This window comes from Phaeodactylibacter luteus (assembly GCF_007993045.1).
In the GTDB taxonomy this organism is placed as follows: domain Bacteria; phylum Bacteroidota; class Bacteroidia; order Chitinophagales; family Saprospiraceae; genus Phaeodactylibacter; species Phaeodactylibacter luteus.
This window is the reverse complement of record NZ_VOOR01000028.1, coordinates 1-25,690: the sequence shown is the minus strand read 5'-3', so window position 1 is coordinate 25,690 and position 25,690 is coordinate 1. Positions and strand designations below refer to the sequence as shown.

Genomic DNA, 25,690 nt, shown 5'->3' with positions numbered 1-25,690 from the left:
AGGGCCAGGCTAAATTTACCAAAAAAGTGCGGCTGCAATGCCATCAGCCAGAAAGCGGGCTTGTGGAGACAAGAAAAAGCGCCCCCCAGATTGCACCAATTGCCCTTGCTCCAGGAATATGTGTGCTTCACGCTGAAAGTGTGGGGCCGCCTGCGGGTCAATTGCTTGGATTTGCTCCAAACTGACGCCCCAAGATGTCCGAAGGCCCGTCATGATGTATTCATTGTAGCGGTCGGCAACCGACAGTTCTTCCCGTTCAAAAAAGCCTTGGGGGCTTTCAGATTGCAGCGCTTTAAGGTACTTGGCGTTGTGGGCTACATTCCACTGTCTGCTCGCCCCGTCGAAGCTGTGGGCGGAAGGGCCTACGCCAAGATAATGCTCGCCCTTCCAATAACTACTGTTGTGGCGCGCGTAGCGCCCGGGCAGGGCAAAGTTCGAAATTTCATAATGCGCATAGCCTTCAGAGGCGGCCCGCTGCGCCAAGTAGCTGAACTGCCGTGCCGCCTGTGCTTCATCAACCTGAGGGGCTTTGCCTTTGCGGACGAAGTGGTCTAGGGCCGTTTGGGGCTCTACGGTCAGTGCGTAGCAAGACAAGTGAGGGATACGGCGCCGGAAAACCTCGTCCAGGTTCCTTTCCCACTGTGCATCGGTAGTGGTGGGCGAGCCATAGATCAGATCTACAGAAAGGTCATCAAAGCCCGCTTCTAATGCAAGATCGAGACAGCGGGCGGCTTCATCAGCGCTGTGTGCCCGGTTGAAAAAGCGCAAGTCTTCTTCTGAGAAAGACTGCAGCCCGATGCTCAACCGGTTGACTGCCGATTGCCGGAGGGAGGCCAAGCGCTCGGGAGTAAGGTCATCAGGGTTAGCTTCTAGGGTAACCTCTGCGCCGGGGCTGACCTCAAAATGCCTGGAGATGGCTTCAAAGAGGAAGGCCAGCTCTGCCGCAGTTAAGAGGCTTGGCGTACCGCCGCCAAAATAGATGCTATCCAGCCGCTTATCTGTGAGGTAATCTTTCCGGAAGCCGAGCTCTCGGGCGATGGCTTTTACCATCTCGCCCCTGTACTTCAGGGAGGTAGAGAAGTGAAAATTGCAATAGTGGCAGGCTTGCTTGCAAAATGGGATGTGCAGGTAAAGTCCGGGCATAAGCACTTTATTGGGAAAGGAATTGCTCCAAGAGCCCCAGCAGCTGGCCTGGAGCTTGAGCATGCACCCAATGCCCTGCCCCCGGTATGGTCTTCAGCTGGCTCCCCGGGAATTCATTGGCGAGCAGGGGTTGATCTTCATCCAGAATATAATTGGACTTCTCTCCCCGGATAAAAAGGGTATCGCCCTCGAAAGGATGGCCTGCCAAAGGCATCTGCAGCACATCCTTGTAGTGATCCCAAAGAGCGGCGAGGTTCATTTTCCAGCGGTAGCCCCCATCTTTGTCCCGGGATAGATTTTTGAGCAAGAACTGCCGGATGCTTTTTTCGGGGATACGCTGCTGCAGCTGTTCATCGGCATCGCTGCGCGCACTGATATTGGGCAGGTCTACAGACTGTAAGGCCCGGAAAATTTCTTCGTGCCCGCCTGCATAAGCCTTAGGCGCAATATCCACTACCACCAGCTTGTCGACCATATCGGGGTATAGCTTGGCAAAGGTCATAGCCGTTTTGCCCCCCATAGAGTGGCCTATGATATGTGCTTTGAACATCCAATGCGACTCCATGAAGTGGTGCAGGTCTTCCGCCAGAGCGGTGTAAGTATGCTCAGGGTCGTGAGGCGAACGGCCGTGGTTGCGCTGATCGACCAGATAGACAGTGAATTGTTCGCCAAGCTTGCGGGCTAGCGTCTGCCAATTGTCCAGTGTGCCGAACAGGCCATGAAGGATGATGACCGGGTCGCCCTGGCCGAAGGATTTGTAATTGAGCTCCAGCATAGGAATTTATCTTTTGCCGCCAGGCATTTTGGAACAGCAACATTTAGAGCGGTGGCAGAGTTCTAAGCCGTCAACGGATGGAAGAGGGAATCTGCCGGGGTCTGCCCATTTTCCCAGTCCCCTTCGGAACGGTAAGGGTGGAAACGGCAGAACAGCTCTTCGCGGTACCAGCCCAGCTCACGGGTGCGGCGTACCACTTTTTTGTGGTGCTCGCTTTGGTACGCATAGGCCATCATGTGGTGGCTATTGGCCCAAAGGCTAAAGGTAGCCTGCTGTATCAAGGGCAGTTCGCCAACCCCTACAGAGAAGAGCAGCCCTTCCTTTTGCGCTATAGAGCGGCTCACCGGCGGGACAAAGCGCCAGAAGCGCCAGAGGTGGCGGGGGTAAATGGTAGCCCGGGTCAATACCGCCACAGGCTTTTCGGTGTCGTAACCTGTAGTGATAGGGAAAGGCGATGCCCCTTCCCATTCGCCGTGCGATTTGGCAGCCTGAAGGAATATCCGCCACCAACCGGCAGCCCGCCCAAGGCTTTCCCGGAACAGCTCATGGCTTTCGCCAAAAGCTAGCGCCGCTGCTTCATCCTCCCAGACCTGCAAAAGCCCATAAACGCCAAAATTGGGCCAGATGCTGAACCCGTTGCCTGCGCCACTGCCCAGCATCTTGTAAAAACGGAGCCCTGCCACGCCTTTTAAGCGCTCGGCTGAAAGCCCCATTTGCTTGAAGCCCCACCACTTGTCGGGCAGGCTCTCATAGCGGAAGAAAGTAACGGTTGTAATTGCACCTTGCGGGTTCATAGAGACAAGCGGTTTGCAGGGGCCCAATTGCCAGGCCGCCCCCATTACAATCAAATTCTGCGCAATTTGTTGGGCCACCCTAGCCAATCATTCGCTCAGCCTTCCGTTAAAAACCCGTTAAACCACTGAAAGCGAACGTACCCTGCTGCTGAATCCTGCGTTATTAATGCGTGTGCAGAAATGCTTACTTTCGCAATTGGAAATCAAAATCAAACAAAATGACCAAAGCAACCCTTCACCGTACCGTCGCTGTCTTGGCTGTTATCGCCCTTACAGCCATCAGCAGCTACGCACAGCGCATCGCCTATGTCAATGTCAATACTATCCTTGAAAGCATAGACGATTACCAGGCTGCACAGCGCGACCTTGATAAAACCGCACAGCAGTGGCGGCAGCAGATTGCTCAGGAATACGATAAAATCAAAGGGATGTACAACCGATATCAGGCGGAACAGGTCCTACTGAGCGAAGACGAACGGGCCCGGCGGGAGGAAGAAATCATGAACAAGGAAAAGGAAGTGCGCGAAATGCAGAAGGAGAAATTCGGCCCGGAAGGCGACCTGTTCAAGCTGCGGCAGGAATTGGTGCGCCCTATACAGGAGCGTGTCTACGCGGCCATCGAAGAGTATGCTACCGAAAGGGGCTATGACTTTATTTTTGACCAATCTGGCGGTACAGGCATGATCTTCTCCAACCCTTCTTATGACAAAACTGAGGACATCCTGAAGAAGCTTGATTAGGGCATTTCCCCGCGCTTACTGTGGCTGTAGCAGAAAGCACCTCAGTTTTTCAGGTATTAGTCCTGTACAGACCGAGCGGATTTCCTATTTTTGCAGCCGCTAATTATTTAGGGCCTGATGCCCAAAATTCACTTGGAGTGAAATAAATGGCCGGAATACGGCCCACGTTTTGTTCCGTCAATTCAAATAGATACGCAAATGAAGAGTCTGATTAAAATCAGCTGCATAGCAGTTTTCTTCCTGAGCCTGGCGGTAAGCACACAGGCCCAAAAATTCGGCTATGTGAATTCTGCAGCCATCTTGGCTGAGCTGCCTGAAGTAAAACAAGCTGATGCCAACCTCGAAGCCTTGCAAAAGCAATTGCAGAAAAAAGGGCAGAGCATGGTAGAACAGCTTCAACAGGATTACCTCGCCGTGCAACAGCAAGTGGAATCTGGCTCCCTGTCTCCCAAACAGCAGGAAGAAGAAGCTGCTAAACTGCAAAAGCGCGAGCAGGAGATTGCTAAGTTTGAGCAAGACATGCGGCAGCAGCTCAACGATAAGCGGGAAGAACTGCTGAACCCGATTTATGAAAAGGTCAACAACGCCATTCAAGATGTTGCCAAGGAAAACGGCTTCCAGTTCATCTTTGACCAAGGCGTACTGCTCTATGCTGAAGACTCACAAAATGTGAACAGCATGGTGAAAGCTAAACTGGGCATGTAAGCGGTCGCGTTCGGGGATTTCCCAAACCGACAGTACATCTTATCATGGACAATAGCCCGGTAGGTATTTTCGATTCTGGCATAGGCGGCCTTTCTGTCGCCCGTGCCATAATCGGACTTCTCCCATTAGAACGCCTCCGGTACTTCGGGGATACCGCCCGTATCCCCTATGGCTCCAAGCCTGCCGCCACCATCCTCTCCTACAGTATTTCCATCAGCAAATACCTTATCGAAGACCTTGGCTGCAAAGCGGTAGTCCTGGCTTGTAATACCGCATCTGCTGCTGCCCTGCCCCAGCTCCGGCAAACTTGGCCCCATATCCCGTTCATTGGCATGGAGCCCGCCGTAAAACCCGGCGCAGCAGCGACCAAAACCGGCGTAGTTGGGGTATTGGCTACCGCCGGCACTTTTCAAAGCCAGCGCTATGCTGGCCTTATGGCCCGGTTTGCACAGCACATACAATTGTTGGAAAACCCTTGTACAGGCCTGGTCGAGCTTATTGAAGCGGGCCAACTTGACAGCCGTTCTACCCGGCAGCTGCTGGAAAGCATCCTACACCCTATGATGGAACAGGGCGCAGATACCTTCGTCTTGGGCTGCACGCACTACCCTTTTGTACAGCCCCTCATACAAGACATTATCGGGCCCGGGCGATTTGTCATCAACCCGGCTCCAGCCGTGGCCCGGCAGCTGAGGCACATCTTGGAAAAGCATGGCCTGCTAGCAGCCCACACGGTGCCCCACCATCCGATAATAGAAGTATCTGGCCGGCCAGAGCAGGCACAGCCGCTCACAGATTATATGCTCGGCCTTGGGCATTTGGTGATGCAAGCCCCCAATAAAGCAGGGCACCTGTAGCCATTAACTACAAATGCCCTGCCCCAATACTTGCGGATATGATCAACCGCAGGCCAACGGTATTACTCCTTCACCGCTTTCAAAACTTGCACCCCATCTTCCAACTGCACCTCCAGCCAATACAGGCCAGCGGGCAGCTGTGATGTGGGCCAAGTGCGGAAAGCCTTGCCTGAAATTCGGGCGGCTTCACGGAGCACAGCCTGCCCAGAACTGTTGTAAAGGGTGAATGTGACGTCCTGTTCAACCGGTAGCGACCACCTTACCTGCAGCTGATCGCCAAAAGGGTTAGGCGCTACGCTAAGGTTTTCAACCTTGACCGCTTCTGCCAAACCGGTCAGGCAGGTCGTCTCAAAAGCAAACATAGGAGATGGAGCGCTGATGTTGTTCACGCCTTCGCAAGTGGCGCGCAACCGGGCTTCATAAGCCGTACAAGGCGCTAAGCCCGTTATAGCTTGCTCAAGTCCTTCGGCAGTGTAAGCGGCCCAGTTGGCAGCCCCTGCCTGGCGAAGCTCTATTTCATAGCTTATGGCTTGACTGCTAGGCTGCCAGGCTAACATAACGGTCGTATCCGTAATGCTGCCTGCAGCCAGCTGTGCCCCCGCTGTGCTACAATCCGGGTTGCAGAGCGTGATGAACTGCACAGGTGCTGACCAAGCACTTTGAATGCCATCACTGCACAATCCAGCAACTTGGGCGGTGTAGCCTGTACAAAGCTCCAGACCGTCAAGCGTCACAGCTGTATTTGCCTCTACCTCTAAAATTGACCAAGCAGCAGCAGCATCTGCACGGTACCGCAACAGATAGCCCGCGGCACTACCGCTCCAGCTTACTCCCGCAGACTGATAAGCGAGCAGCCCTGTACTCAGCCCTTGAGGTACAGAACAGGGAGGCACTTCATCTACAATCTCTAGGCAATAATCCTCTGTTTCGCCTTCTATCTCTACACCACAAGCCGGGGTGGGGCTGTTTTCATAGGCCATAGCTACCCTGAGCCGCGTACTGCCTATAGGCGTATCTTCAGGTATGATGGCTGAGATGGCAACTACCTCATCGGTGGAAGCTTCTACGCTGCCCAGCAATTCTTGCTCGAAATCGAATTCGCCATCCTGATTAAGATCTGCCCAAACCCAATAGTCCTCCGGGTAAGCATCGCCCACCCAGCCTGGGGTCAACGAAATGGTAATGAGCGCACCCGTCTCCAACGTAAAACTAAAGCCGGTATAATCTCCGTAGCCGCCATCGTTGCCAGAAACGTTCTCCTCCCCATTTACCGCAACAGCCTGCAGGAATTCAAAGCTGGTACTGCCCTGCGGCTCACAGTAGCCGAGGTCTATACAATTGCCGCAACCGGGCACCTCGAAGATCAGGCTTGTGCCAAGGGAGTCCGGAGGGAGGTTTTCACTGCAGAGGCTTTGGACGGTAGCCAGGCAAGCCTGGCAGGAATCTAGCCCAGACAGGGTAAGAGTGGGCTCAAAGACCTGATCGAAAACCAGTGTATCTAAAGGGCATACCACTTCTACGCGGTAGGCCTGTGCTGCCGCCCCTCCCTGCCAGGAAAGGACGGTGCTGTCGATAGATACGGCTGCTGCCAAACCTTGGGGTGCATCACAACAGCCATCGGTCAGGAAAGTGGCTGCCGCAGAAAGGGCAGTAGTGTCAGCGCAGGCATCTTCCACTGCAAACTCGTAGGCGGTACAAGGCTGAAGCCCTTGGAGGAGCACAGGGGCTACTGTATCGGGCAGGACTGTCCAAACGGTATCTCCCAATGGCCGCCAAAGCAAGTTGGAGGAGAGGGTAGAATCTGTCGATACCCAGCTGACCAGAGCACTGCTATCTGTTGCAGTAGCCTCAAGGGCAAAAGCGCCGGGGCAAGGGCCACAGTTTTGGAGCAGCAGCTGCAAGCTGTTATTGAGGTTGAGCATGCCGCCTGTCACGGTGATGCCGTCCAGGCTGCTATTGGGTCGGGTGCCATCGAGGATAGACTGCCGCACGAGCCGGGCTGCCGCCTCGGGGTTTTCCAGAGCCAGCTGTGTGAGCTGTGGGCAGGGAGCAGAATACAACAAGGCGATGGCGCCTGCTACATGAGGGGTAGCGCCAGAAGTCCCACCAAAACCACCGTAGCTGTTGCCGTCGGCTGCCGTCCAGGTGCCTTGCCCAGGCGCCCCAAGGTCTATGGTCTCTACGCCAAACCCTGCCCCAGTTACTTTGTTGCCAGTGCAATTGAGGTTGGTAACGCTGATCATAAAATCACTAGCACAGGCCGTGGGCAGGTCCCCAACCTCATCGACATTCTGATTGCCATTAATGGTAGCCCCTGCATTGAGGATACCGTGAACGCCCAGCGTATCGTAAAATGCACACCACAAAGGGGCGTTTTCTGGCTGCCCAAAATTGACCCCCCAAGAGGAGTTGGTCGCTACCACAAAAGAGCCCTCTGCCCCGTTCGTCTCGTTGTAGCGCATGCGGTGGGCCAAGGGGAAACTGTACGCCTCTAGTACCTCTGACTCCACCCCTGAGCCGCCTACGACTATCATGAGCTTAACGTCCCAATTGACACCGGCCACGCCTATTCCGTTGTTGCCCTGCGCCCCAACGATGCCCGCTACAGGGGTACCATGCCCGTTGATCTCATCAATATCATCGTTGTCAGAACCTGTATTCCATCCGGCATAATCATCGACAAAGCCGTTGTTGTCATCATCTATGCCGTTATCAGGGATTTCTGCTACATTGACCCATACGTTATCCCCAAAATCCTGATGGGAGGGGTCTAGCCCATCATCTACAATGCAGACGACGATGTCATCCCCCAATGCATTCTGCCCACCCGTTGTAATGCCCCAAGCGAGGTCGGCATCGATATCGGCCCCTTCTACGCACTCGCCCAGGCCCGTGTTGATGTACTGCCACTGATTGGCGAACCCCGGATCGTTGGGCACGGTACTGCGCAGCTCTACCAAGTGGTTGAACTGTGCCACCTCAATGCCAGGCATGCGGTTGAGGTGGGCCAGAAATTTAACCTCAGAGATGGCGTTGTGGTCAAAGCTTACCCGCCAGATGCGCATGTAAGCTGAAACTGGTTTGACCACCTTGAATTGAGTTGGCTGCCCGTCCAGCCATTGCAGGCGGGCAGAAAGGGCGGCTATATCGGTTTTCGGCTCTAGCCGGATCAAGGCTTCGCCTAAAACATGATCGAGCTGCTGAGCGGGGAGGATAGCTGGCAAAAAGAGGCCAAGCAAAAAAAGAAGGGTACGGTAATTCATACTGAGGTGTTCCAAGGTTATGCCTGCAGGAAAACTGAAGGCTGAAATCAGATTATACCGGACAAAATAGGCCTTATTGAAAGGTTTTATGCATGCTTGCCTCCTTCTGTTTAGGTCATGGATTAAACAATATGCATAAAAAAGCGGCTGACCGTGCTTCCACACCATCAACCGCCAAGGAATTGATGCCCCCGTCCCCGGGGGCACCCCCTATTCACGTTATTGTTCATCTTAGCGCGTGTTGGGCTTTTGGTCTTCTATTCGAAAACTAGTGTCCCGCTGTCTAGCGGGACAGACCGATTGCTAAAGTCCCAACACGCTCTTGATCTGCCCGCCACGCAATTAAACAGGCAGAAGCGGGCGTGAACCAAAATGCCGCAGGTGTTAATGCTTTCCGGGCTTTAGCCTGCCATTGGCCTAGCGCTGCGCAGGGGTGGCAAGCCCGACAGGGCCGAGCGGGCAGCGAGCCCCGGAGCATAGCGGCACCTGCCATCGGGCAGGGGCAGGCCCCCCCAAAAAAAACGACAATCTGGTTTGCGACCGCAGAAGCTTGCTCTTACCGCGCCACTATGAAACGGCTGCTGCCCGCAAGCTGCCCATCGACTACCCACTGTATGAAGTAGGTGCCAGCAGCCCACTGTGCCACATCAAGCTGTTCGGTCACGGTACCGGCAGATACATCTACCGGGCGCACTTCCAGCATACGGCCATTGGCATCGGCAATCATCAGCTGGCTCGAAAAGCTTTGGCTGCTGCCCAGCTCTACCGTTACCTGCCCATGGGCCACAGTTGGGTAAGCCTTAAGGCTGAGCCCCAGCCCAGACAAATCCAAGGTATTGACAATCATTCCACGGGCAAGCACTACGGTTGCGAAAGCTCCCGGTGTAGCTACACTGCCATCTGAAGCGACCGCACGATGGTAAAGGGTGATTGACTCCCCTACCGCTAAACCGGCACCTTCCAAGAGCTGATCAACAACGCCGAAGGTCGTTTCAAAAGTCAGCTCGCTGCCTACATTTTGCTCTACCAAGATAGCCTGGAAGTCTTCATCTGCTGCCAACTGCCATACATATGCAATTTCATCACGGTCTGTTGCCGCCGACCAAGTTGCAGCGAAAGGTGTTTCAGGATCACCTTCTATAGTCAGTTCTGCCCCATCGGCAGGTGACGTAATCAGGGCTTCGTCAGATGGGAAACGGTTGATTTCCGGCAGGACCTGCCCGCGCAGCTCACCGCTCGGGAAAGTCGTGGTATGGATATTGACATAGTAGCTTCCGCCCCGCAAGTTGGCAGCCTGGTCAGCTGTCAACATGAAAGCGTTGTTCATGGGCTCAAAAGCACCGCCGAGCTCATCTGCATCCAAGGTAGGCACCAGGGTGATGTCCACCCCGCCATTTTCGCCCGGGCCGCCGATGTGAAGGTGAGCGCCACCGGCCACCATTTCATCAAACTCGCCGGTCAGTCCAGAGAAGCCACCAGAAAGCACGAGCATATTGCCGGTCAGTTCTGCTTTGACAGCACCTGTGGCTGGAGTAGTAGCCGGCTGCACTTCATTGAAGCCAGCGAGGCTGTTGGTGAAATAGGCTGTAGCCAAAGGCAGAAGCTGCCCGCGGACCTCGCCCGGGGCGAAATCTGCAGAGTGCACGTTCACATAGTAGCGCCGCATACGCAGGGTATCCACCCAGCCCTCTGACACCATAAAGGTATTAGCAGCTGCGCTGAATGTGCCATCGGTGCCCGGTTCGTTGGTTGCTGATGCCAACAGGTTGACAACAGGCCCATTTTGGCCAGCGTAGCCCAAGTGGATGTGGGCGCCGCCAGCAATATCCGTATTGAGCATACTGCTAAGCCCGTTGAAGGTCCCGGAGGCTACTGCACGGCCAGGGTTCACTTCGAGCGCCACAGCACCATCTGCAGGGGTGTTGGCAGCAGGCACCTCGCTAGCTCCGCTAAGGGGCGCATAGAAGTACGTCCTGGCTTCAGGCAATATCTGTGCCCGAAGCTCCCCAGTTTGGATGCCTTCACTGTGGATATTGACATAAAGCCCACGGCTCTTCATCAGGTCCACCTGCTCTGTGGTCAGGGTAAAGGTATTTGGCATGGCCTGGAAGTCTGCACCGAGTTCGTCCTCGTACAGATCAAGCGCTAGGGGCACCACGATGCCGCCGGTAGCACCAGCCAGCCCTTGGTGGATGTGAGCGCCGCCAGCAATATCTACCGCCACGGGAGTGCCGAGCCCGTTAAAGGAGCCTGCTACTGTCAGGCGGGTGCCAGAAAGCTCTGCCTGTACCGCACCTAGCCCGCTTGTCGCTGCTTCCGGCACTTCAAATATACCGGAGAGGAAACCTGTGAATACCGCTTGGCTTTCCAGCATCAATTGCCCACGGATTTCGCCGGGCGCATTGTCTGTCGAGTGGATATTGACGTACCATGCCCGGCTCATTAGCGCCATGCGCTGTTCTGGCGTGATGGTGAACGTATTATTTTCCGGAAGGAAGCGCCCGCCGGTGTCCCCATCAGCAGTAATGTTGAGGATGAGCTCAATATCGCCATTGGTGCCCGGCAGGCCGAGGTGGATGTGCGCACCGCCAGCGAGGCCGACATTGAGGGGGCTTTCCAAACCTGCAAAGCTGCCGGAGACAACCAGGGTGGAATCATCCATCAGCTCGGCAACGACTGCGCCGCCGGCCATCGTAGTCACAACAGGTACTTCATTGCTGCCCGAAAGATGGGCTCGGTATACTGCAAGCGGCTCGCCCACGAGCTGCCCGCGCAGCTCTCCGGAAGGCACTGCAGTGGTGTGGATATTGGCATACAATGCCCGGTTGGCCAGCAGCATCTCCTGCTCTGTGGTCAGTTCAAAGGTGTTGTCCGCCGCACGGAACACCCCGCTTTTCAGGTCTCCTGCTAAATCTGCAGTCAGCGGCAGCTCAATGCCTCCGTTCTGCCCAGCTAAGCCAACGTGCAAGTGGGCACCTCCTGCAATATTGGCGTCAAAATCGCCATCTAAGCCCGCAAAGGAGCCCGTCACGGTCAGCTCTCCTCCTGAGATATCCAATACCAGTGCCCCTGCACCAGACGATACGATACTCGGCACTTCGTTGCTGCCGAACAGCGACATGGTGTATGTTTCCTCAGCAACTGGCACCAGCTGCCCGCGCAATTCTCCGCCCTGGAAATTGCCAGAGTGGATATTGACGTACACCTGACGCCCGCGCAGCTGTGCAGCTTCCTCATCTGAGATTTCAAATACATTATCTTCAGCCAAGAAAGCACCGCTAAGGGAGTCTGCTGAAAGGGTCACATTCAAAGGGTAAAGTACCGGGCCATTCTGGCCTGCAAACCCCAAGTGAAGATGGGCCCCTCCTACGATTTCTGTAGCCAACGGGCTGCTCAGCCCTTCGAAAGCACCGGATACAGTAAGTTCGTTCCCGGAAAGGGAGGCAGAAACAAAGCCCGTTGCGGTAGTCGCAATTGGAAGGGCTTCGTTGTGGCCGGTAAGGGTGGACTCGAAAAGATCGTCGAGGATTTCCCCACGGGTCAGGTTAACCCGTGCGCCAGGCCCTGGGGTAGCTACCGCCCCATCCGTTGCTACAGCACGGTGGTAGATAGCAACCTCTTGCCCAACAGCCACGCCAAGGCTTTCCAGCAGCCCGTCTATAGCTTGGAAATCGGCAGTGAAAGCCGTATCTGCCCCTGTATTGGCTTGGAACACGATGTTTTCAAAATCCTCATCCAGGGCCACTTCCCATACATAAGCCAGCGGGCTATTGTCGGATGCAGCTTCCCAAACGGCTGCGAAGGTTGTGGTCGCGCCACCTTCGAGGGTCAGGCTAGCACCATCGGGCGGGAAATTGATCACCGCCTCATCCGAAGGGAAAAAGTTGATTTCCCTCAATATCTGCCCGCGCAGCTCACCTCCCGGGAAAGCAGTAGTATGGAGGTTGGCATAATAATTCCCAGCTTCCAAGTCTAAGATTTGGCCGGGCTCTAGGGTAAAGGTGTTTTCTGCTGCAGCGAAGATGCCAGCAGTATCGTTAGCGCCAAGCGTTGCGCTGAGGAGCAGATCCACGCCTCCGTTTTCCCCGGCAGGGGCCAAATGAAGGTGGGCACCGCCTGCGATGTTGGTATCAAATGCCCCCTGCATGCCGCTAAAAGCACCGGATACGGTCAGCTGATCGCCATTAAGCTCCAGCTTAAGGCCTCCGACTGCTCCGCTTGAAGCCACCGGCACCTCATTGAAAGCATCAAGGGATGTGGTGAAGTAAGCCGTTGAAAAAGGCAAGGTCTGCCCTCGCAGCTCTCCGGATGGGGCACCCGTAGTGTGGATGTTCACATAGAGCGCTCTGCTGCGGAGCTTCATGCGCAGCTCCTCGGTGGTTGGCAGGGTATTGCCCTCAGCACGGTATGCACCGCTCGTGCCATCCGCGTCCACATCCGTATTCAACAGGGCAAAAATGGGGCCATTCTGCCCAGCAAGCCCATCGTGCAAATGAGCGCCGCCAGCGATGTTAACATCGAACATGGACTGCAGTCCGGCGAAGGAGCCGGTCGAGACGACAGAGTCGGACTCTACTTCCATAAGCAGCTGCCCAAAAGCTGGCGTGCGTACTGCCGGCACCTCGCTTGTGCCGGAAAGCACCGCATTCATATAGTAGCGGGCTTCCTGAAGCAGCTGCCCGCGCAATTCTCCTCCCCCGAAGTTGAGGGTATGAATGTTGACGTAGTAGCCACGGCTCAGCACTGCCGCTACCTGATCGGAAGAAAGCATGAAGGTATTTTCTGCTGCCCGGAACATACCGGAAGTCATGCCGCCTGAAAAATCAATCGCCAGCGGGAAAGCAACAGGGCCATTGCTGCCAGCCAGCCCGAGGTGCAAATGAGCACCACCGAGGATGCTGACATCTACCATACTGCTCAGCCCGCTGAACGAGCCCGATACCGTTAGCATATTGCCCCTCAGCTCCGCCTTTACCGTGCCATTGGCGCGAGTATTGATGGGCGGTGCTTCGAAACCGCCGCCAAGGACGCCAGTAAGCACAGCTTGTGCCTCTGGCAGCAGCTGACCGCGCAGCTCGCCCCCCTGATTGCCCAAGGTGTGGATATTGACATAGATGCCACGGCCGTAAAGCTGTTCACGCTGCTCCCCGGTCATGACAAAGCCGTTTGCCTCTGCCATAAAAGCACCGGACTGCATGTCCATGCTCATTTCGCTAGCCAGCAAAAATGCGACCGGGCCATTCGTGCCAGCCATTCCCAAATGCAGGTGCGCGCCCCCAGCAATATCTGTATCTACCGGGCTTTCCAGCCCTGTGAAAGCACCATAAGCCACCAGGCTGTCCCCAATCACCTCTGCGTGTACGACACCCGCAGCGTAAGAAGTGACAGCAGGCACCTCATTGGCGCCAGACAAGTGAGCACGGAACACATTGGAGGCTGCAGCTGAGGCGGCCTGCCCGCGCAGCTCGCCGCTAGGCACTGCAGTGGTATGGATGTTTGCGTACATCATCCGGTTGGCCAATGCTGTGAGCTGCTCCTCTGTAAGGGTGAAGGTATTATCAGCTAAAGCAAAAACGCCACTTTTCAGGCCAGCTGGCGTGGTCGCGTTGATAGGGACAGATACCGGCCCGTTTTCGCCCGGAAGACCGAGGTGCAGATGGGCTCCGCCGCCAATTGTCGCATCAAAATCGCCATCAAGGCCCGCAAAGGAGCCGGTGACAGTAAGCTGATCTCCATCCACTTCCAGCGCAAGGGCACCGCTGCCGCCAGAAACCACGGCAGGCACTTCATTGCTGCCGGAGAGGGTGATATAGTACAGGGCATCGGCATCGGGCAATAACTGCCCACGGATCTCTCCCCCGGGATGGAGGGTAGTGTGGATATTTACGTACATCCGCCGCTCGTTCAGGGCTGAAAGCTGAGCTGCATCGAGCATAAATGTATTGTCGCCAGCTTCAAACGTCCCCGCCTTGAGGTCTGTGCTCAATGTGGGGGTCAGGACTATAGATACAGGGCCGTTTTCCCCAGCATAGCCCAAGTGGAGGTGAGCGCCGCCGGCAACGTTAGCATCGAACTCCCCTTCGAGCCCAGAAAAACTGCCCGTAACGACAAGCTCGTTGCCATTGAGTACCGCATCGACCTCACCGAAGGCTTGTGTGGCCACGGGCTGGGCTTCGCTACGCCCATTGAGAAACCCCTTGAACAGGGTCTGCGCCTGTGCAGGCAACAGCAAACCTACTAGGGCCAAAATCAGAAAGTGTCTGGTTAATTGCATAAATTTGAAATGTGTTAGTTTAACTAGTCAAAAAATTAGTCCAATTCAAAAGGCTGAGTGATAGCCATTTGGCGTCCACAGGATGCCAAGGGGCAGCCTTATATTGCATGTCCATCGTGTGAATCCCCCGGAAGCAGTGGAGAGAGCGGAAGAGAAGCTGGAAAGAAAGCCAGCTTATCCGGGGCTAATTGTTTTTTGTTTGGAGGCAGCTCGATGTTATCGACCAATGAGCTTTCGACAGATATTTACGTAGTTGCTTGGGAAAACGGATTGCCCAGCTGACAGGAAAACCGGCTCTTTTTTTGTAATTTGGTATGTAATCAGAAATTGCCCGCTATGCGCTAAAACGAAAAGGGTATTTTTATGTTCGAAGAGCTTGTGTGCTTCGAACAACATTCAACCAACAATTTTCCTTCCCAACTAAACTTTTGCTCCTTGCATCCAAATGAACTTTCCACCAGAGAATGAAGTATCTCGAGACGACGATTAAAATATGCCAAACCTAAAAAAGACTCCGGTAGACGAGGAGGTGATCAGGCTGCTGAGTGCCCAAAACCAACGGGGGATTACGTTACTGTACGAGCATTATTCCCCTGCCCTGTACAACATCATACTCCGCATTGTCCAATCCGATGAAATTGCAGAAGAAACCTTGCAGGACTGTTTTCTCAAAATATGGGAAAACTTCCCCAAGTACGATGCTGCAAAAGGGCGGCTCTTTACTTGGATGGTGCGGATATGCCGCAACCTCGCTATCGACAAGATCCGCTCTTCTCAATTTAAAAAAGGGAATCGAACCGAAACCATCCCAGATTCCGTATATAACAGCAATACACTGAGCGAAGAGTTAAAAACATCCGACCCCGGCCTCCAGAAGGTGATCAACCAAATGGACGGTAAAAGCCGGATTCTTATCGAACTTCTCTATTTCCAAGATTACACCCAAAAGGAAGCGAGCGAAGCACTTGACATCCCCCTTGGCACGGTCAAGTCACGATCTCGCAAGGCGATTCAGTTGTTGAGAGAAACCCTCGGCAATGAGGGCTTCCTTGCGGCTATTTTTTTAACCTTGTTCGAAACAGCAAAGCGATATTTTGGATCCTAAATCATACATAGCATCTGGCATTCTTGAGCAATACGTGCTGGGCAAACTTTCTACCCAAGAGGTAGAGGAGGTGGAGCGCTATGCCTCACAATATCCAGAAATACGTCAGGAGATTGATGCCATCGAAGAAGCTTTGCAGGAGTATGCCCTTCTGCACGGCAAAACGCCTCCTCCGGGTGTGCTCTCTACCATTCTTCAAACTCTGGATACGCAGGGTAGTTCATCTGGCAGTGGAGGAAAAACCGTACCGCTCTGGGCTTTTGTCGCGGCTGCGGCACTCTTTCTGGGCAGTGCTGCCGGTTGGTACCTTTCTAGCAATGAAAATGCCGCGCAGAGCCAGGCTATTGCGAGCCTCGGCACTGAGCTTGACAGGCTGCAAAGCTCCTGTGACAGCACGGCAGCCGAAGTTGAGCGCTTACAGGAAGAGAACAGCTTCCTCAGCAACCCAGATACCCGGACCATTTATATGGAGGGTACAGACCTTTCGCCCACAGCGATTGCCGCCGTGTTTTATAATGTAGCTAACAGCCGGTCTTATCTAAATATTGGCTCTCTGCCCGAGCCCCCTACTGACAAACAGTATCAGCTTTGGGCCATCGTTGACGGCCAGCCGGTAGATATGGGCGTTTTCGAAGTGCAGGCAGGCTTGGATGGGGTACAGGAAGTGCCTTTCGTACCAAATGCACAGGCGTTTGCAGTAACGCTAGAGCCACGGGGCGGAAGCCAAGTGCCAACCCTCGATCAAATGTACGTTGTCGGCAACGTCTCTTAAACTTCATCATAGGCACAGCCCTGTGCCCACATAAAAGGCAGTGCCCCATCAAAAAATAAGGGGGCACTGCCTTTTTCATTTGATACCATCATACAACAGAAAGCGCGCAACCCGGGTGAAGCCCCAGATTGCGCGCTTGTATATTAACACTGATTTCGCTATGGCAAACGAAAAAACAAAGTCTGATTTTCAGGGCATTGCCCTGTACAGCTTAGACTAAGCCGGTCACTAGAAGAGATACCTCATTATCAAGGGCTTCGATAAAGCCCCCTTTGATGTGATACGTCACAGCGCGCCCTGCTTCACTGCTATTCTCCACACTGCCCGTTTCTTCATTGAAAAAGCGGAACTCGCCGGCTTGCGTTACCAGCGTGATCTTGCCTTCCTCTAGAGAAGAAACAATAGGAGCGTGGTTTTTCAGGACTTGGAACTCGCCCTGTGTGCCCGGCACTTTTACAGAAGTGATGGCGCCACGGAAAATTTCCTGGTCTGGAGTCAGAACGGTAATGTTCATAATTCTCAGCAATTGGAGCCTGCCTGTGCAGTTTGGCCTCAGCAGGCGGGTAAAATGTTTGGTGCGAAGGGGCTGACTGCCTTTTCAAAAGCAGCCAGCCCACTCTACTTTTAAGCCTGATCAAGAGCAGTAGCCCTGGAAATGGCTTAAGCTTCGATTTCTTTGAGCATCTTTTCGCCTGCCTCGATCACATCGTCGATTGAGCCCTTCAGGTTGAAGGCTGCTTCGGGGTATTGGTCTACCTCCCCATCGATGATCATGTTGAAGCCGCGGATAGTCTCCTCTATTGGCACCAAAACACCTGGCAGGCCAGTGAACTGTTCTGCGACGTGGAATGGCTGAGAAAGGAAACGCTGCACACGGCGGGCACGGTGTACCACCTGCTTGTCCTCGTCAGAAAGCTCTTCCATACCAAGGATAGCGATAATGTCCTGAAGCTCGTTGTAGCGCTGCAGGATGTTTTTCACCCGCTGAGCAGTGCCGTAGTGTACTTCGCCAATAATAGCTGGGTCAAGGATACGGGAAGTAGAATCCAGTGGGTCTACAGCTGGGTAGATGCCCAAAGAGGCAATCTTACGGCTCAGTACGGTTGTAGCATCAAGGTGGGCAAAAGTAGTTGCAGGGGCAGGGTCTGTCAAGTCATCCGCAGGCACATAAACCGCTTGTACGGAAGTGATCGAACCGCGCTTGGTCGAGGTAATGCGCTCCTGCATCAATCCCATCTCAGTAGCAAGGGTAGGCTGATAACCCACCGCTGAAGGCATACGGCCTAGAAGGGCGGATACCTCAGAGCCCGCCTGCGTAAAGCGGAAGATGTTATCGATAAAGAACAGGATATCACGGCCGCCCATTGGGTCTTTCAGGTCACCATCACGGAAGTATTCTGCGATAGTAAGCCCAGACAAAGCTACCCGTGCACGTGCGCCAGGAGGCTCGTTCATCTGCCCGAATACGAAGGTGGCCTTAGAGTCTTCAAGCTCTTTGAGGTTCACAGCGCTGAGGTCCCAGCCGCCATTCTCCATAGACTCCATGAAGTGGTCACCGTACTTGATAATGCCCGCCTCGAGCATTTCGCGCATCAGGTCATTCCCCTCACGGGTACGCTCACCCACACCTGCAAATACAGAGATACCATCGTACCCCTTTGCGATGTTGTTGATCAGCTCTTGGATCAGTACGGTTTTACCTACGCCCGCACCACCGAAGAGGCCAATCTTGCCACCCTTCAGGTAAGGCTCGATCAAGTCAATTACCTTGATACCTGTGTAAAGTACTTCCTTTTCAACAGAAAGGTCTTCGTATGCAGGCGGCTTACGGTGGATGGGGTAAGAGCCTTCTGCATTCTCGATTGCACCAATACCATCGATCGGCGTCCCTACTACGTTGAATAGGCGGCCTTTGATAGCTGCGCCTACAGGCATAGCGATGGCTTGGCCAGTATCCACAGCTTCCATGCCGCGGACCAGGCCGTCTGTTGCGTCCATCGCAATAGCACGGACACTATCCTCGCCAAGGTGGCGCTGTACCTCGAGCACGAGCACATCGCCATTTGGGCGCTTCACCTCAAGGGCGTTGTTAATTTCAGGGAGTTTCGAGCCTTCAGCAGAGAAGCTTACGTCCACTACAGGGCCGATAACTTGTTTTACATGACCGATGTTTGCCATATCAGTGCATTTATTTAAAATGAAAACGAACGGATTCTTAAAAATCGGCACAAATTTAGGCTTTTGGGTTGATAATCAAAAGCGAAATGAACATCTAACCTGATCCAAAAGCTATTTTTTATGCCCCTTGACTTTCAGAGGGTTCTAGCTCAACAACTGCCGCCGCCAACTTTTATCCCCCGCCCGGCAACCCCTTCCGCATTTTATTTCGCCTTGCCTGCCACAGCAGGAAAAGTTAACGCTGTCTCATAGGAAGGACCAACAATCCGGGCCCGCACTTTTTTCGCTGTTTTCCTCGCCAAAGCTTTGGCTTGGCTGTAGCCCAGCCCATTGCCGGTATGCAGCTAAACTTGTATCTTGCTTTCATGATTTGGGAAGCGATCAGTAAACTCTTGTTGCTCGGCACCAGCCGCGGGCAATTGCCGCCGCAAGCCATCAAAGCCTTGGAGCAGGTTGGGGTCAACACTCAACAGCCCGCAGAACAGCTGCTGTTGGAAGCCTTGGCCCTCTACCATCAGCTGAGGCAGGCAGGCTTCCCCTACTCAAAGGTGCCGCCTGCGGAAAGCCAGCCTGAGGACATACAGCACCACCGGTATCCCCCAAGGCTGCAGCGGCTGTTCCCTCACATCTTCAAAGGCAACTACCGGCAGCTGCTGCCCGAGTTTATTGCGCTTTGCCAAGAGCACAAGCTGCCGCCCCCCCCTGAATACTGGCCACAGCTTTTCCACATGGCGGTAAAAGCCCCTACTTTTTGGGCCGGGCTGCGGCAGGCCATGCCCCCCTTTGCCCATAGGCTGCTCCTCCAAAACCCTGACTGGCAGGCGATAGCCGAATCGGCCCCGGGCGCAAATGCGCCCCTCCCTGCCGTGCTGAGGCGGTACCGCTGGGAAGCGCCCCAAAACGCCTTGGACTATCTATCTGAGCGCTGGGACAGCCTCGGCTTTATGGAGAAAAAACAAGCACTAGAGGCTTTCGACATCCAATTGGGAGGCCAAGATGAGCCCTTCCTGACAGCAGCTTTGGGGGATACGAGGAAGGAGGTCCGGCAAAAAGCGGCAGCCTTGCTTGCGCAGATCCCCGGCTCAGCCGTACAGGAAGCCCTGCAGCGTGCCAGCGTGCAGTACCTCTCAGCTGCCGGGCCAGCAGGTTTGTCGCTCCTGCCGCCCGCCGCCCCTGATGACGATTTAAAAAACTGGGGGCTCCAAACCGGAAAAACAGGAAAATATCCCGGCGGCAAGGGCACCGCCTGGGCATTTGAGGCCATCAGCAAGGTAAGGCCTGCTTTCTGGGAAGCCCATTTCAAAACAGATACGGTCAAGTCCGTAAGGCTATTCACGCAAAGCAACCGGCAAAAAGTACTGACCGATGCCATCGCCAACGCGGCCCTGCTCCACCAAGACCACACTTGGATAGAAGCACTGCTCAGGCATTGGTGGCGCACTGGCCAAGCGGAGAAATGGGCGAGCGCACTGGGGAAGCAACTGATGGAAGCCCTGCCCAGCCCGGCAGCTAATGCTATCGCCCGGCAGCACCTCAGCGGCCAAAGCGGCTCTTTGGAAGAGCAAAGCTTCATCGCCCATCTGCTCAGCCTTGGCACGCACACCTGGGAAGACGATGTGGCCCTTAGCATCGTCGGCGGGCTGAGGGAATGGATCGGCGGAGCTAAAGCATTCTACTGGAACCTTTGGCATTACAAACGGCTGCTGCAAGTAGCTGCGCAAAAAGCCTCTCCTTCCATCCTGCCCCAATTGGAAAAAGGCTGGCCGCAGCGCTCACCGGTCTGGGGGCAGTGGGAAAAAGACGTTGAGCAGCTAATGAGAACGCTCGCTTTCCGGCGGGACCTAAGACAGGCCATAGCGGAGGAAGCCAGAAACCGGTAAAATATCCCATTGGTTGTTTGCCCTGCCGGTACAGGCAGATTAGCTTTACCCTTGGAGGGCAAGCGCCCTCCCTAAACTGAATGCAAACTATGGAAGAAAATATACGGCTACAGGCGGAAGACGCTTTCGCTGAAGAGCTGAAAGCCTTAAAAGAGCAAGACAGCCGCCCCCGCCCTGCCAACTGGCAGCTCTCCCCTTGGGCGGTAGTGGACTACCTCATGGGGGCTACCCTGCCCGATGGCACAGAGGTTTCCCCAAAATATTTCGGCAAACGCCGCCTCATTGAGATTGCTGTGGCCACACTGGCCACCGACCGGGCCTTGCTGCTCACTGGCATACCGGGCACAGCCAAAACCTGGGTATCCGAGCACCTTGCCGCAGCCATAAGCGGCAACTCTAAGCGGCTGGTGCAAGGTACCGCAGGCATGCCAGAAGAAGCCCTGCGCTATGGCTGGAATTATGCCCGGCTGCTGGCAGAAGGCCCAACAGCCAATGCCTTGGTCCCTAGCCCGGTCATGACGGCCATGCAGGAAGGGAGCATCGCCCGTGTGGAAGAGCTCACCCGCATCCCCAGCGATGTGCAGGATGCCCTGATCACCATTTTGTCTGAAAAGGTGCTGCCCGTGCCGGAGCTGAACACAGAAGCCCGTGCAGTTAAAGGCTTCAACCTGATCGCTACCGCAAATGACCGCGACCGGGGGATTAACGAGCTGTCCAGCGCCTTGCGCCGCCGGTTCAATACCGTAGCGATGCCCCTTCCGGAAACTTTGGAAGAGGAGGTGGCCATCGTCCGCAATAGGGTAGCACAGCTGGGCAGCAGCCTCGAGCTGCCCCCGCAAGCTGCCCCGCTTGAGGAAATACAACGGCTCGTCACCATCTTCCGCGAGCTGCGCTCGGGCAAGACCGAAGACGGGCGGCAAAAGCTCAAAGCGCCGGGCAGCACCCTCAGCACCGCAGAGGCCATTTCGGTCATCCACAGCGGGCAAGCATTGGCGGTACATTTTGGAGATGGGGTCGTCAAAGCCGCTGATATTGCCGGCAGCTTGCTAGGGGCCGTCGTCAAAGACCCTGTACAGGACCGGGCAGCTTGGGAAGAATACCTCGAAACGGTCATCAAAAGCAGGAAAGGCTGGGCCGATTTGTACGACGCCAGCCGCGGCCTCCTCACCTCATAACTGTAGCACCCCATGTTTAAGGTATATGGCATACGCCACCACGGGCCAGGCTCCGCAAGAAGCCTCCGAAAGGCGCTCGCACACCACCCGCCCGATTGTATCCTGATCGAAGCCCCACAGGATACTGAAGGCGTCTTGCCTTATTTCAACCATCCGGAGCTCAAACCTCCCGTGGCTGTGCTCGTGTACAACACCAAAGATCCGGGGCAGGCAGCCTACCTCCCTTTTGCCCGTTTCTCCCCAGAATGGCAGGCTGCTGTTTTCGGGCTGGAGCGCCAAATCCCCGTTCACTTTATGGACCTGCCGATGGCTATGCAGTTTGCAGAAGAAGGGGAGGAAAGCAGGCAGCTGTCCCTTGGGCTGCCAGGGCCGCCCGAGGAAGCCCCTGAAATCAAAGACCCTATGGGCTATATGGCCCAGCTTGCAGGGTATGAAGACAGCGAGCGGTGGTGGGAAGCGACCTTCGAGCAGCCTGAGCACGAGGCCGATGTTTTTGCAGCTATCCTACAAATGAACACGGCATTCCGGGATGAACTGCAACGGCGGGAGAACCCGCACAACCTCCTCCGGGAGGCATTCATGCGCAAAGTGCTGCGCAAAGCCATCAAAGAGGGGTATAAGAACATAGCCGTGGTTTGCGGTGCTTGGCACAGCCCCGCCCTCCACTACCTCGACCGGTTTAAGGCTAAAGATGATAACGCCCTGCTCAAGGGACGGAAAAAAGTCAAGACGCAGGCCACTTGGATCCCTTGGACGGCAGAGCGCCTGGCCTTCCAAAGCGGATACCGGGCAGGGGTCGTATCTCCAGCTTACTACAACCTCCTTTTCCACCAACGGGAAGCGCTCGTACAGCATTGGATGGCCAAAGCCGCAGGCTTGCTCAGAGCAGAGGGTTTTGATGCCAGTGCAGCTCAGGCAGTAGATGCCACACGGCTGGCCTATGCGCTTTCTAGCTTGAGCCAGCAGCCGCTGCCCGGAATTGCAGAGATGGAAGCAGCAGCACTTTCCGTTTTTGGCCACGGCCAGGTTGAAGTGCTCCACCTCATACGCCAAAAGCTGGTTATCGGGGAAGAAGTAGGCGATGTGCCCGATGCCATCCCTCAAATCCCATTGCAAAAAGATCTTGAGCGCAGAGTGAAAGCCGCACGCTTGGCCCGCTTTTACAAAGCTGGCGAGGCAGGCCACAAAACACTAGACCTGCGCAAACCCACCAACCTCGAGGCTTCTTACTTGTTGCACCAGCTCCGGGCCCTGAATATCCCTTGGGGCAGCCTGCTCGAAGAAGAGACGAACCGCTTGGGCAGCTTTAGCGAAAGCTGGCAGCTCGAATGGCAGCCGGAGTACATCATCCGCCTGATACAAGCCGGCATGTGGGGGAATACCGTGGTAGGCGCCGTTGGGCAATACCTACTAAAGCAGGCCAGCGAAAGCCGGGAACTGAACGAACTGGTCAGGCTTGCACAGACCGCCCTGCTCTGCGGCACCATCAGCACTTTCCCTGGGCTGGTCGGGCGGATAGCAGAAGCTTCTGCGCTTAGCAAAGATACCGAAGCGCTTATGCGGGCCCTGCCTGTACTGACAGACATACAACGCTATGGGGATGCCCGGCAGACGGACACCTCTGCCGTAGCACAGCTGGTGAACGAGCTTGTGCCCAGGATATGCATTGGCCTGCCCGGAGCCCTCCTGCATATAGAGGAGGAGGCCGCACGTCAGTGGCAGCAGCTCATCCTCCTGAACAACAACGCCATAAGCCTGCTCGACCAGGAAGCGCTCACCGAGCATTGGTCAGAAGCGCTACAGCAAGTAGCAGATGCCGAGCCTGCTCATCCTCTGCTCCAAGGTCTGTGCACCCGCATCCGCTACGATAAAGGCGGCATTGGGCCGGGCGGGGCGGCCACCCGCATGCGCTATGCTTTGTCCTACGCCCCTTTGGCAGAAGATGCTGCGCTTTGGCTGGAAGGCTTCCTCTACGGCAGTGCCCTACTGCTGCTCCACCTGCCCGAGCTATGGGATATCCTGGACGAGTGGGTTGCGGACCAGGAAAGCCATCATTTCGAAGCTACCCTCCCCTTGCTCCGCCGGGCATTCGCCAATTTCTCGCCTCCTGAGCGGGAAAAACTGCTCGCCCTGGCCCGTACCAGCCAAAAAGCGGAAGGCGGAGCCTCTGCTCAACAAGAGCCTGCAATCGACCAACAACGGGCTAAGGCTGTCTTCCCTACCTTAAAACTCCTGCTCGGCCTTCAGGATTAATCGGAATTTAACTTCCGTTTTACCTGCAGTTAAGCCCTAACTAAGACATTTGTAGCGTATTCAAAAGGGGGCAAGGCAAACGAGCTGCGCCGCCTAAACAATACGCCTGTAGATTACTTGCTGTTATTTTAAGATGCTAATCTTTCCTGCAATTTAAAGTCGCTTTTTGAGAGCCAGGATTGTGCCGCCCGGCACAATCTTGGTTGTTTTTTTGCAGACAGCATCGCAGGGCACAAACCAGATTGCCGTTTTTTGGGGGTCTGCCCCCTCCGCAAGGATAGGGGCCTGCCCCTGCCAGCAGGCAGGTGCCGCTATGCTTCGGGGCTCGCTATCCGCTCGGCCCTGCCGGGCCTGCCGCCCCTTCGCAGCGCTAGGCCAATGCCAAGCTAAAGCCCGGAAAGCCTAAACGCCTGTGGCATTTTGGTTCACGCCCGCAGCCCTAACCCCTTGAAAACGCCCAATGCCTGCTTCGAAACAGGCTATTCAAGATATCCTATACTGTAGCCCTATGATTGTTCGGCTATGCTGTCCTTAGCATAGCCTTTTTTATATGGCGGAGCGTAAAACCCGTTGGTCTTCAGCCAATGGGATGTAAGAGCGTGTTAGGACTTCAGAAATCGGTCTGTCCCGCTAGACAGCGGGACACTTTTTCGCTTATACTTCGCCCCGAAAATCCTTCCCGCTTTTGTACATAAAAGCGGAACTTGGCTAAACTCAGGTTTTCGGGTCTTCTCTGATCAAAATTGCATTTTTTTATTTCGTTCGCGTTGGAGTGAAAGCTCTTTGCAACCGCAGGAACGAGGATTGCTGGTCAATAGTTCTGGCGAATGGATACGCTGAATTTCTTTGATGGCTTCTTCTTGTGCAGCAGGTGGCACGGTCGGGTTGACTCTGCGCACAGCTTCTGCCATGCGATTGGTGAGCAGAATTTCTTCGTAAGAAGAGCGTTGGTCTGAACCACCCCGCCCTTCGGGCACCCCTCCATCGGAGGGGAATGGGGCAATACTTGGTGCATAGATGTATTCATAGCCCAAATGCTGCAACAGTTTGATGGCAAAATCCTCTATGCTATGTTCGGTGGTACGGGTCATACCTTGTAAAATTTATCCTGCTGCCATTTCATTGGATTATTAATGATGTATTCCGATATGGTTTGGTAGGATGTATCATTGCGGATGATGTGGTCGTGATAACGGGATTGCCAGGCAAAATCAGGATTAATTTGGCGGGCATTTTTGGTAACACCAATTTTAAAACCACGAATGATGGATGCCAAATTTTTGGATTGGGGGCCGAATTTGTTTTTGGGATTATCCGATTCCGATGGTATATCCGCGTTGGGTGACGCGTTGGGTGACGCGTTGGGTGACGCGTTGGGTAGAGACGCAAAATTTTGCGTCTCTACGTTGCGTCCATCGTTGCGTCCATCGTTGCGTCCACCAGGTTTATCAATAACCACAATACCATGCACGTGATTGGGCATAATGACATAATTTTCCAATTTCACGAATGGAAAATGTTTTGGTATTTCCAACCAACAATCGTTGGCAATTTTTCCGATGTCGTTCAACACCATTTCCCCGTCAACCACATCCCCAAACCAACATTCCCGGTTTTGGGTACATATTGTCACAAAATACGCGGCATTCCACCCATAATCCCAAAACGGGGCACGGGCGGAAGGAATACGGTATTTGTTGTTGAATTTATCCATTATACCTTATGTATCAAGAATTGCCAAGTTCGCGCGCGCACGAGGATTTGGCATTATAAGAA

The 25,690-nt window shown here is 54.6% G+C and carries 17 protein-coding genes; 8 read left to right on the top strand and 9 right to left on the bottom strand.

The window, feature by feature from the left end; translation table 11 throughout:
• Positions 1-15: 15 nt before the first annotated feature.
• The 3 genes from hemW to FRY97_RS13540 all read right to left on the bottom strand — a co-directional run bounded on the left by hemW (position 16) and on the right by FRY97_RS13540 (position 2,712).
• The gene (gene hemW, locus FRY97_RS13550; RefSeq protein WP_147168085.1) at positions 16-1,143 is read right to left on the bottom strand and encodes a radical SAM family heme chaperone HemW; all 1,128 of its coding nucleotides are present in this window, start codon (positions 1,141-1,143) and stop codon (positions 16-18) included.
• A 7-nt stretch (positions 1,144-1,150) separates the two neighbouring features.
• Positions 1,151-1,918, bottom strand: coding sequence for an alpha/beta fold hydrolase (locus tag FRY97_RS13545; protein WP_246141724.1), 768 nt, complete (start codon positions 1,916-1,918; stop codon positions 1,151-1,153).
• Between the two features lie 62 nt (positions 1,919-1,980).
• On the bottom strand, positions 1,981-2,712 hold the full coding sequence (locus FRY97_RS13540; protein WP_246141722.1) for a hypothetical protein: 732 nt from the start codon (positions 2,710-2,712) through the stop codon (positions 1,981-1,983).
• Positions 2,713-2,930: 218 nt separating this feature from the next.
• Here FRY97_RS13540 and FRY97_RS13535 point away from each other — a divergent pair, with 218 nt between their 5' ends.
• The 3 genes from FRY97_RS13535 (at position 2,931) to murI (ending at position 5,014) form a co-directional block, all read left to right on the top strand.
• Positions 2,931-3,452, top strand: coding sequence for an OmpH family outer membrane protein (locus FRY97_RS13535; RefSeq protein WP_147168084.1), 522 nt, complete (start codon positions 2,931-2,933; stop codon positions 3,450-3,452).
• 198 nt (positions 3,453-3,650) lie between these two features.
• Entirely contained in the window at positions 3,651-4,157 is a 507-nt protein-coding gene (locus FRY97_RS13530; protein WP_147168083.1) for an OmpH family outer membrane protein, read from the top strand.
• A gap of 44 nt (positions 4,158-4,201) precedes the next feature.
• The gene (murI, locus tag FRY97_RS13525) at positions 4,202-5,014 is read left to right on the top strand and encodes a glutamate racemase (RefSeq protein ID WP_147168082.1); all 813 of its coding nucleotides are present in this window, start codon (positions 4,202-4,204) and stop codon (positions 5,012-5,014) included.
• Between the two features lie 62 nt (positions 5,015-5,076).
• Here murI and FRY97_RS13520 read toward each other — a convergent pair whose 3' ends face one another.
• Entirely contained in the window at positions 5,077-8,277 is a 3,201-nt protein-coding gene (locus FRY97_RS13520) for a S8 family serine peptidase (RefSeq protein WP_170254640.1), read from the bottom strand.
• 556 nt (positions 8,278-8,833) lie between these two features.
• Positions 8,834-14,551, bottom strand: coding sequence for a CHRD domain-containing protein (locus FRY97_RS13515; RefSeq protein WP_147168080.1), 5,718 nt, complete (start codon positions 14,549-14,551; stop codon positions 8,834-8,836).
• 493 nt (positions 14,552-15,044) lie between these two features.
• On the opposite strand from FRY97_RS13515, the gene FRY97_RS13510 reads away from it, so the two are divergent.
• Both FRY97_RS13510 and FRY97_RS13505 read left to right on the top strand, forming a co-directional pair.
• Positions 15,045-15,656: an RNA polymerase sigma factor gene (locus FRY97_RS13510; protein WP_147168079.1), complete on the top strand. Its 612-nt coding sequence runs from the start codon at positions 15,045-15,047 to the stop codon at positions 15,654-15,656.
• On the top strand, positions 15,646-16,428 hold the full coding sequence (locus FRY97_RS13505; RefSeq protein ID WP_170254639.1) for an anti-sigma factor: 783 nt from the start codon (positions 15,646-15,648) through the stop codon (positions 16,426-16,428). The genes FRY97_RS13510 and FRY97_RS13505 overlap by 11 nt, the downstream gene beginning before the upstream one ends.
• A gap of 211 nt (positions 16,429-16,639) precedes the next feature.
• Here FRY97_RS13505 and FRY97_RS13500 read toward each other — a convergent pair whose 3' ends face one another.
• Together FRY97_RS13500 and atpD are read right to left on the bottom strand one after the other, a co-directional pair.
• Positions 16,640-16,942, bottom strand: a complete 303-nt coding sequence (locus tag FRY97_RS13500; RefSeq protein ID WP_147168077.1) for a F0F1 ATP synthase subunit epsilon — start codon at positions 16,940-16,942, stop codon at positions 16,640-16,642.
• A gap of 146 nt (positions 16,943-17,088) precedes the next feature.
• On the bottom strand, positions 17,089-18,606 hold the full coding sequence (gene atpD / locus FRY97_RS13495) for a F0F1 ATP synthase subunit beta (protein ID WP_147168076.1): 1,518 nt from the start codon (positions 18,604-18,606) through the stop codon (positions 17,089-17,091).
• Between the two features lie 365 nt (positions 18,607-18,971).
• Here atpD and FRY97_RS13490 point away from each other — a divergent pair, with 365 nt between their 5' ends.
• The 3 genes from FRY97_RS13490 to FRY97_RS13480 all read left to right on the top strand — a co-directional run bounded on the left by FRY97_RS13490 (position 18,972) and on the right by FRY97_RS13480 (position 23,914).
• Positions 18,972-20,486: a DUF5691 domain-containing protein gene (locus FRY97_RS13490; RefSeq protein ID WP_147168075.1), complete on the top strand. Its 1,515-nt coding sequence runs from the start codon at positions 18,972-18,974 to the stop codon at positions 20,484-20,486.
• 89 nt (positions 20,487-20,575) lie between these two features.
• Positions 20,576-21,661 carry an ATP-binding protein gene (locus FRY97_RS13485; RefSeq protein ID WP_147168074.1) on the top strand — a complete coding sequence of 362 codons (1,086 nt, stop codon included), beginning with the start codon at positions 20,576-20,578 and terminating at the stop codon, positions 21,659-21,661.
• Positions 21,662-21,673: 12 nt separating this feature from the next.
• Positions 21,674-23,914: a DUF5682 family protein gene (locus tag FRY97_RS13480; RefSeq protein ID WP_147168073.1), complete on the top strand. Its 2,241-nt coding sequence runs from the start codon at positions 21,674-21,676 to the stop codon at positions 23,912-23,914.
• Between the two features lie 737 nt (positions 23,915-24,651).
• Here the strand turns inward: FRY97_RS13480 and FRY97_RS13475 are convergent.
• Together FRY97_RS13475 and FRY97_RS13470 are read right to left on the bottom strand one after the other, a co-directional pair.
• On the bottom strand, positions 24,652-25,005 hold the full coding sequence (locus FRY97_RS13475) for a hypothetical protein (protein ID WP_147168072.1): 354 nt from the start codon (positions 25,003-25,005) through the stop codon (positions 24,652-24,654).
• Positions 25,002-25,628, bottom strand: coding sequence for a transposase (locus FRY97_RS13470; protein WP_147168071.1), 627 nt, complete (start codon positions 25,626-25,628; stop codon positions 25,002-25,004). The genes FRY97_RS13475 and FRY97_RS13470 overlap by 4 nt, the downstream gene beginning before the upstream one ends.
• Positions 25,629-25,690: the final 62 nt, after the last annotated feature.

Bases quoted from the DNA above. Each gene is read 5' to 3' on its own strand.
- FRY97_RS13540 (WP_246141722.1), bottom strand. From the start codon at position 2,712: ATGAACCCGCAAGGTGCAATTACAACCGTTACTTTCTTCCGCTATGAG.
- FRY97_RS13475 (WP_147168072.1), bottom strand. From the start codon at position 25,005: ATGACCCGTACCACCGAACATAGCATAGAGGATTTTGCCATCAAACTG.
- FRY97_RS13490 (WP_147168075.1), top strand. From the start codon at position 18,972: ATGATTTGGGAAGCGATCAGTAAACTCTTGTTGCTCGGCACCAGCCGC.
- FRY97_RS13530 (WP_147168083.1), top strand. From the start codon at position 3,651: ATGAAGAGTCTGATTAAAATCAGCTGCATAGCAGTTTTCTTCCTGAGC.
- FRY97_RS13470 (WP_147168071.1), bottom strand. From the start codon at position 25,628: ATGGATAAATTCAACAACAAATACCGTATTCCTTCCGCCCGTGCCCCG.
- FRY97_RS13520 (WP_170254640.1), bottom strand. From the start codon at position 8,277: ATGAATTACCGTACCCTTCTTTTTTTGCTTGGCCTCTTTTTGCCAGCT.
- atpD (WP_147168076.1), bottom strand. From the start codon at position 18,606: ATGGCAAACATCGGTCATGTAAAACAAGTTATCGGCCCTGTAGTGGAC.
- FRY97_RS13480 (WP_147168073.1), top strand. From the start codon at position 21,674: ATGTTTAAGGTATATGGCATACGCCACCACGGGCCAGGCTCCGCAAGA.
- FRY97_RS13515 (WP_147168080.1), bottom strand. From the start codon at position 14,551: ATGCAATTAACCAGACACTTTCTGATTTTGGCCCTAGTAGGTTTGCTG.
- FRY97_RS13510 (WP_147168079.1), top strand. From the start codon at position 15,045: ATGCCAAACCTAAAAAAGACTCCGGTAGACGAGGAGGTGATCAGGCTG.
- FRY97_RS13535 (WP_147168084.1), top strand. From the start codon at position 2,931: ATGACCAAAGCAACCCTTCACCGTACCGTCGCTGTCTTGGCTGTTATC.
- hemW (WP_147168085.1), bottom strand. From the start codon at position 1,143: ATGCCCGGACTTTACCTGCACATCCCATTTTGCAAGCAAGCCTGCCAC.
- FRY97_RS13485 (WP_147168074.1), top strand. From the start codon at position 20,576: ATGGAAGAAAATATACGGCTACAGGCGGAAGACGCTTTCGCTGAAGAG.
- murI (WP_147168082.1), top strand. From the start codon at position 4,202: ATGGACAATAGCCCGGTAGGTATTTTCGATTCTGGCATAGGCGGCCTT.
- FRY97_RS13545 (WP_246141724.1), bottom strand. From the start codon at position 1,918: ATGCTGGAGCTCAATTACAAATCCTTCGGCCAGGGCGACCCGGTCATC.
- FRY97_RS13500 (WP_147168077.1), bottom strand. From the start codon at position 16,942: ATGAACATTACCGTTCTGACTCCAGACCAGGAAATTTTCCGTGGCGCC.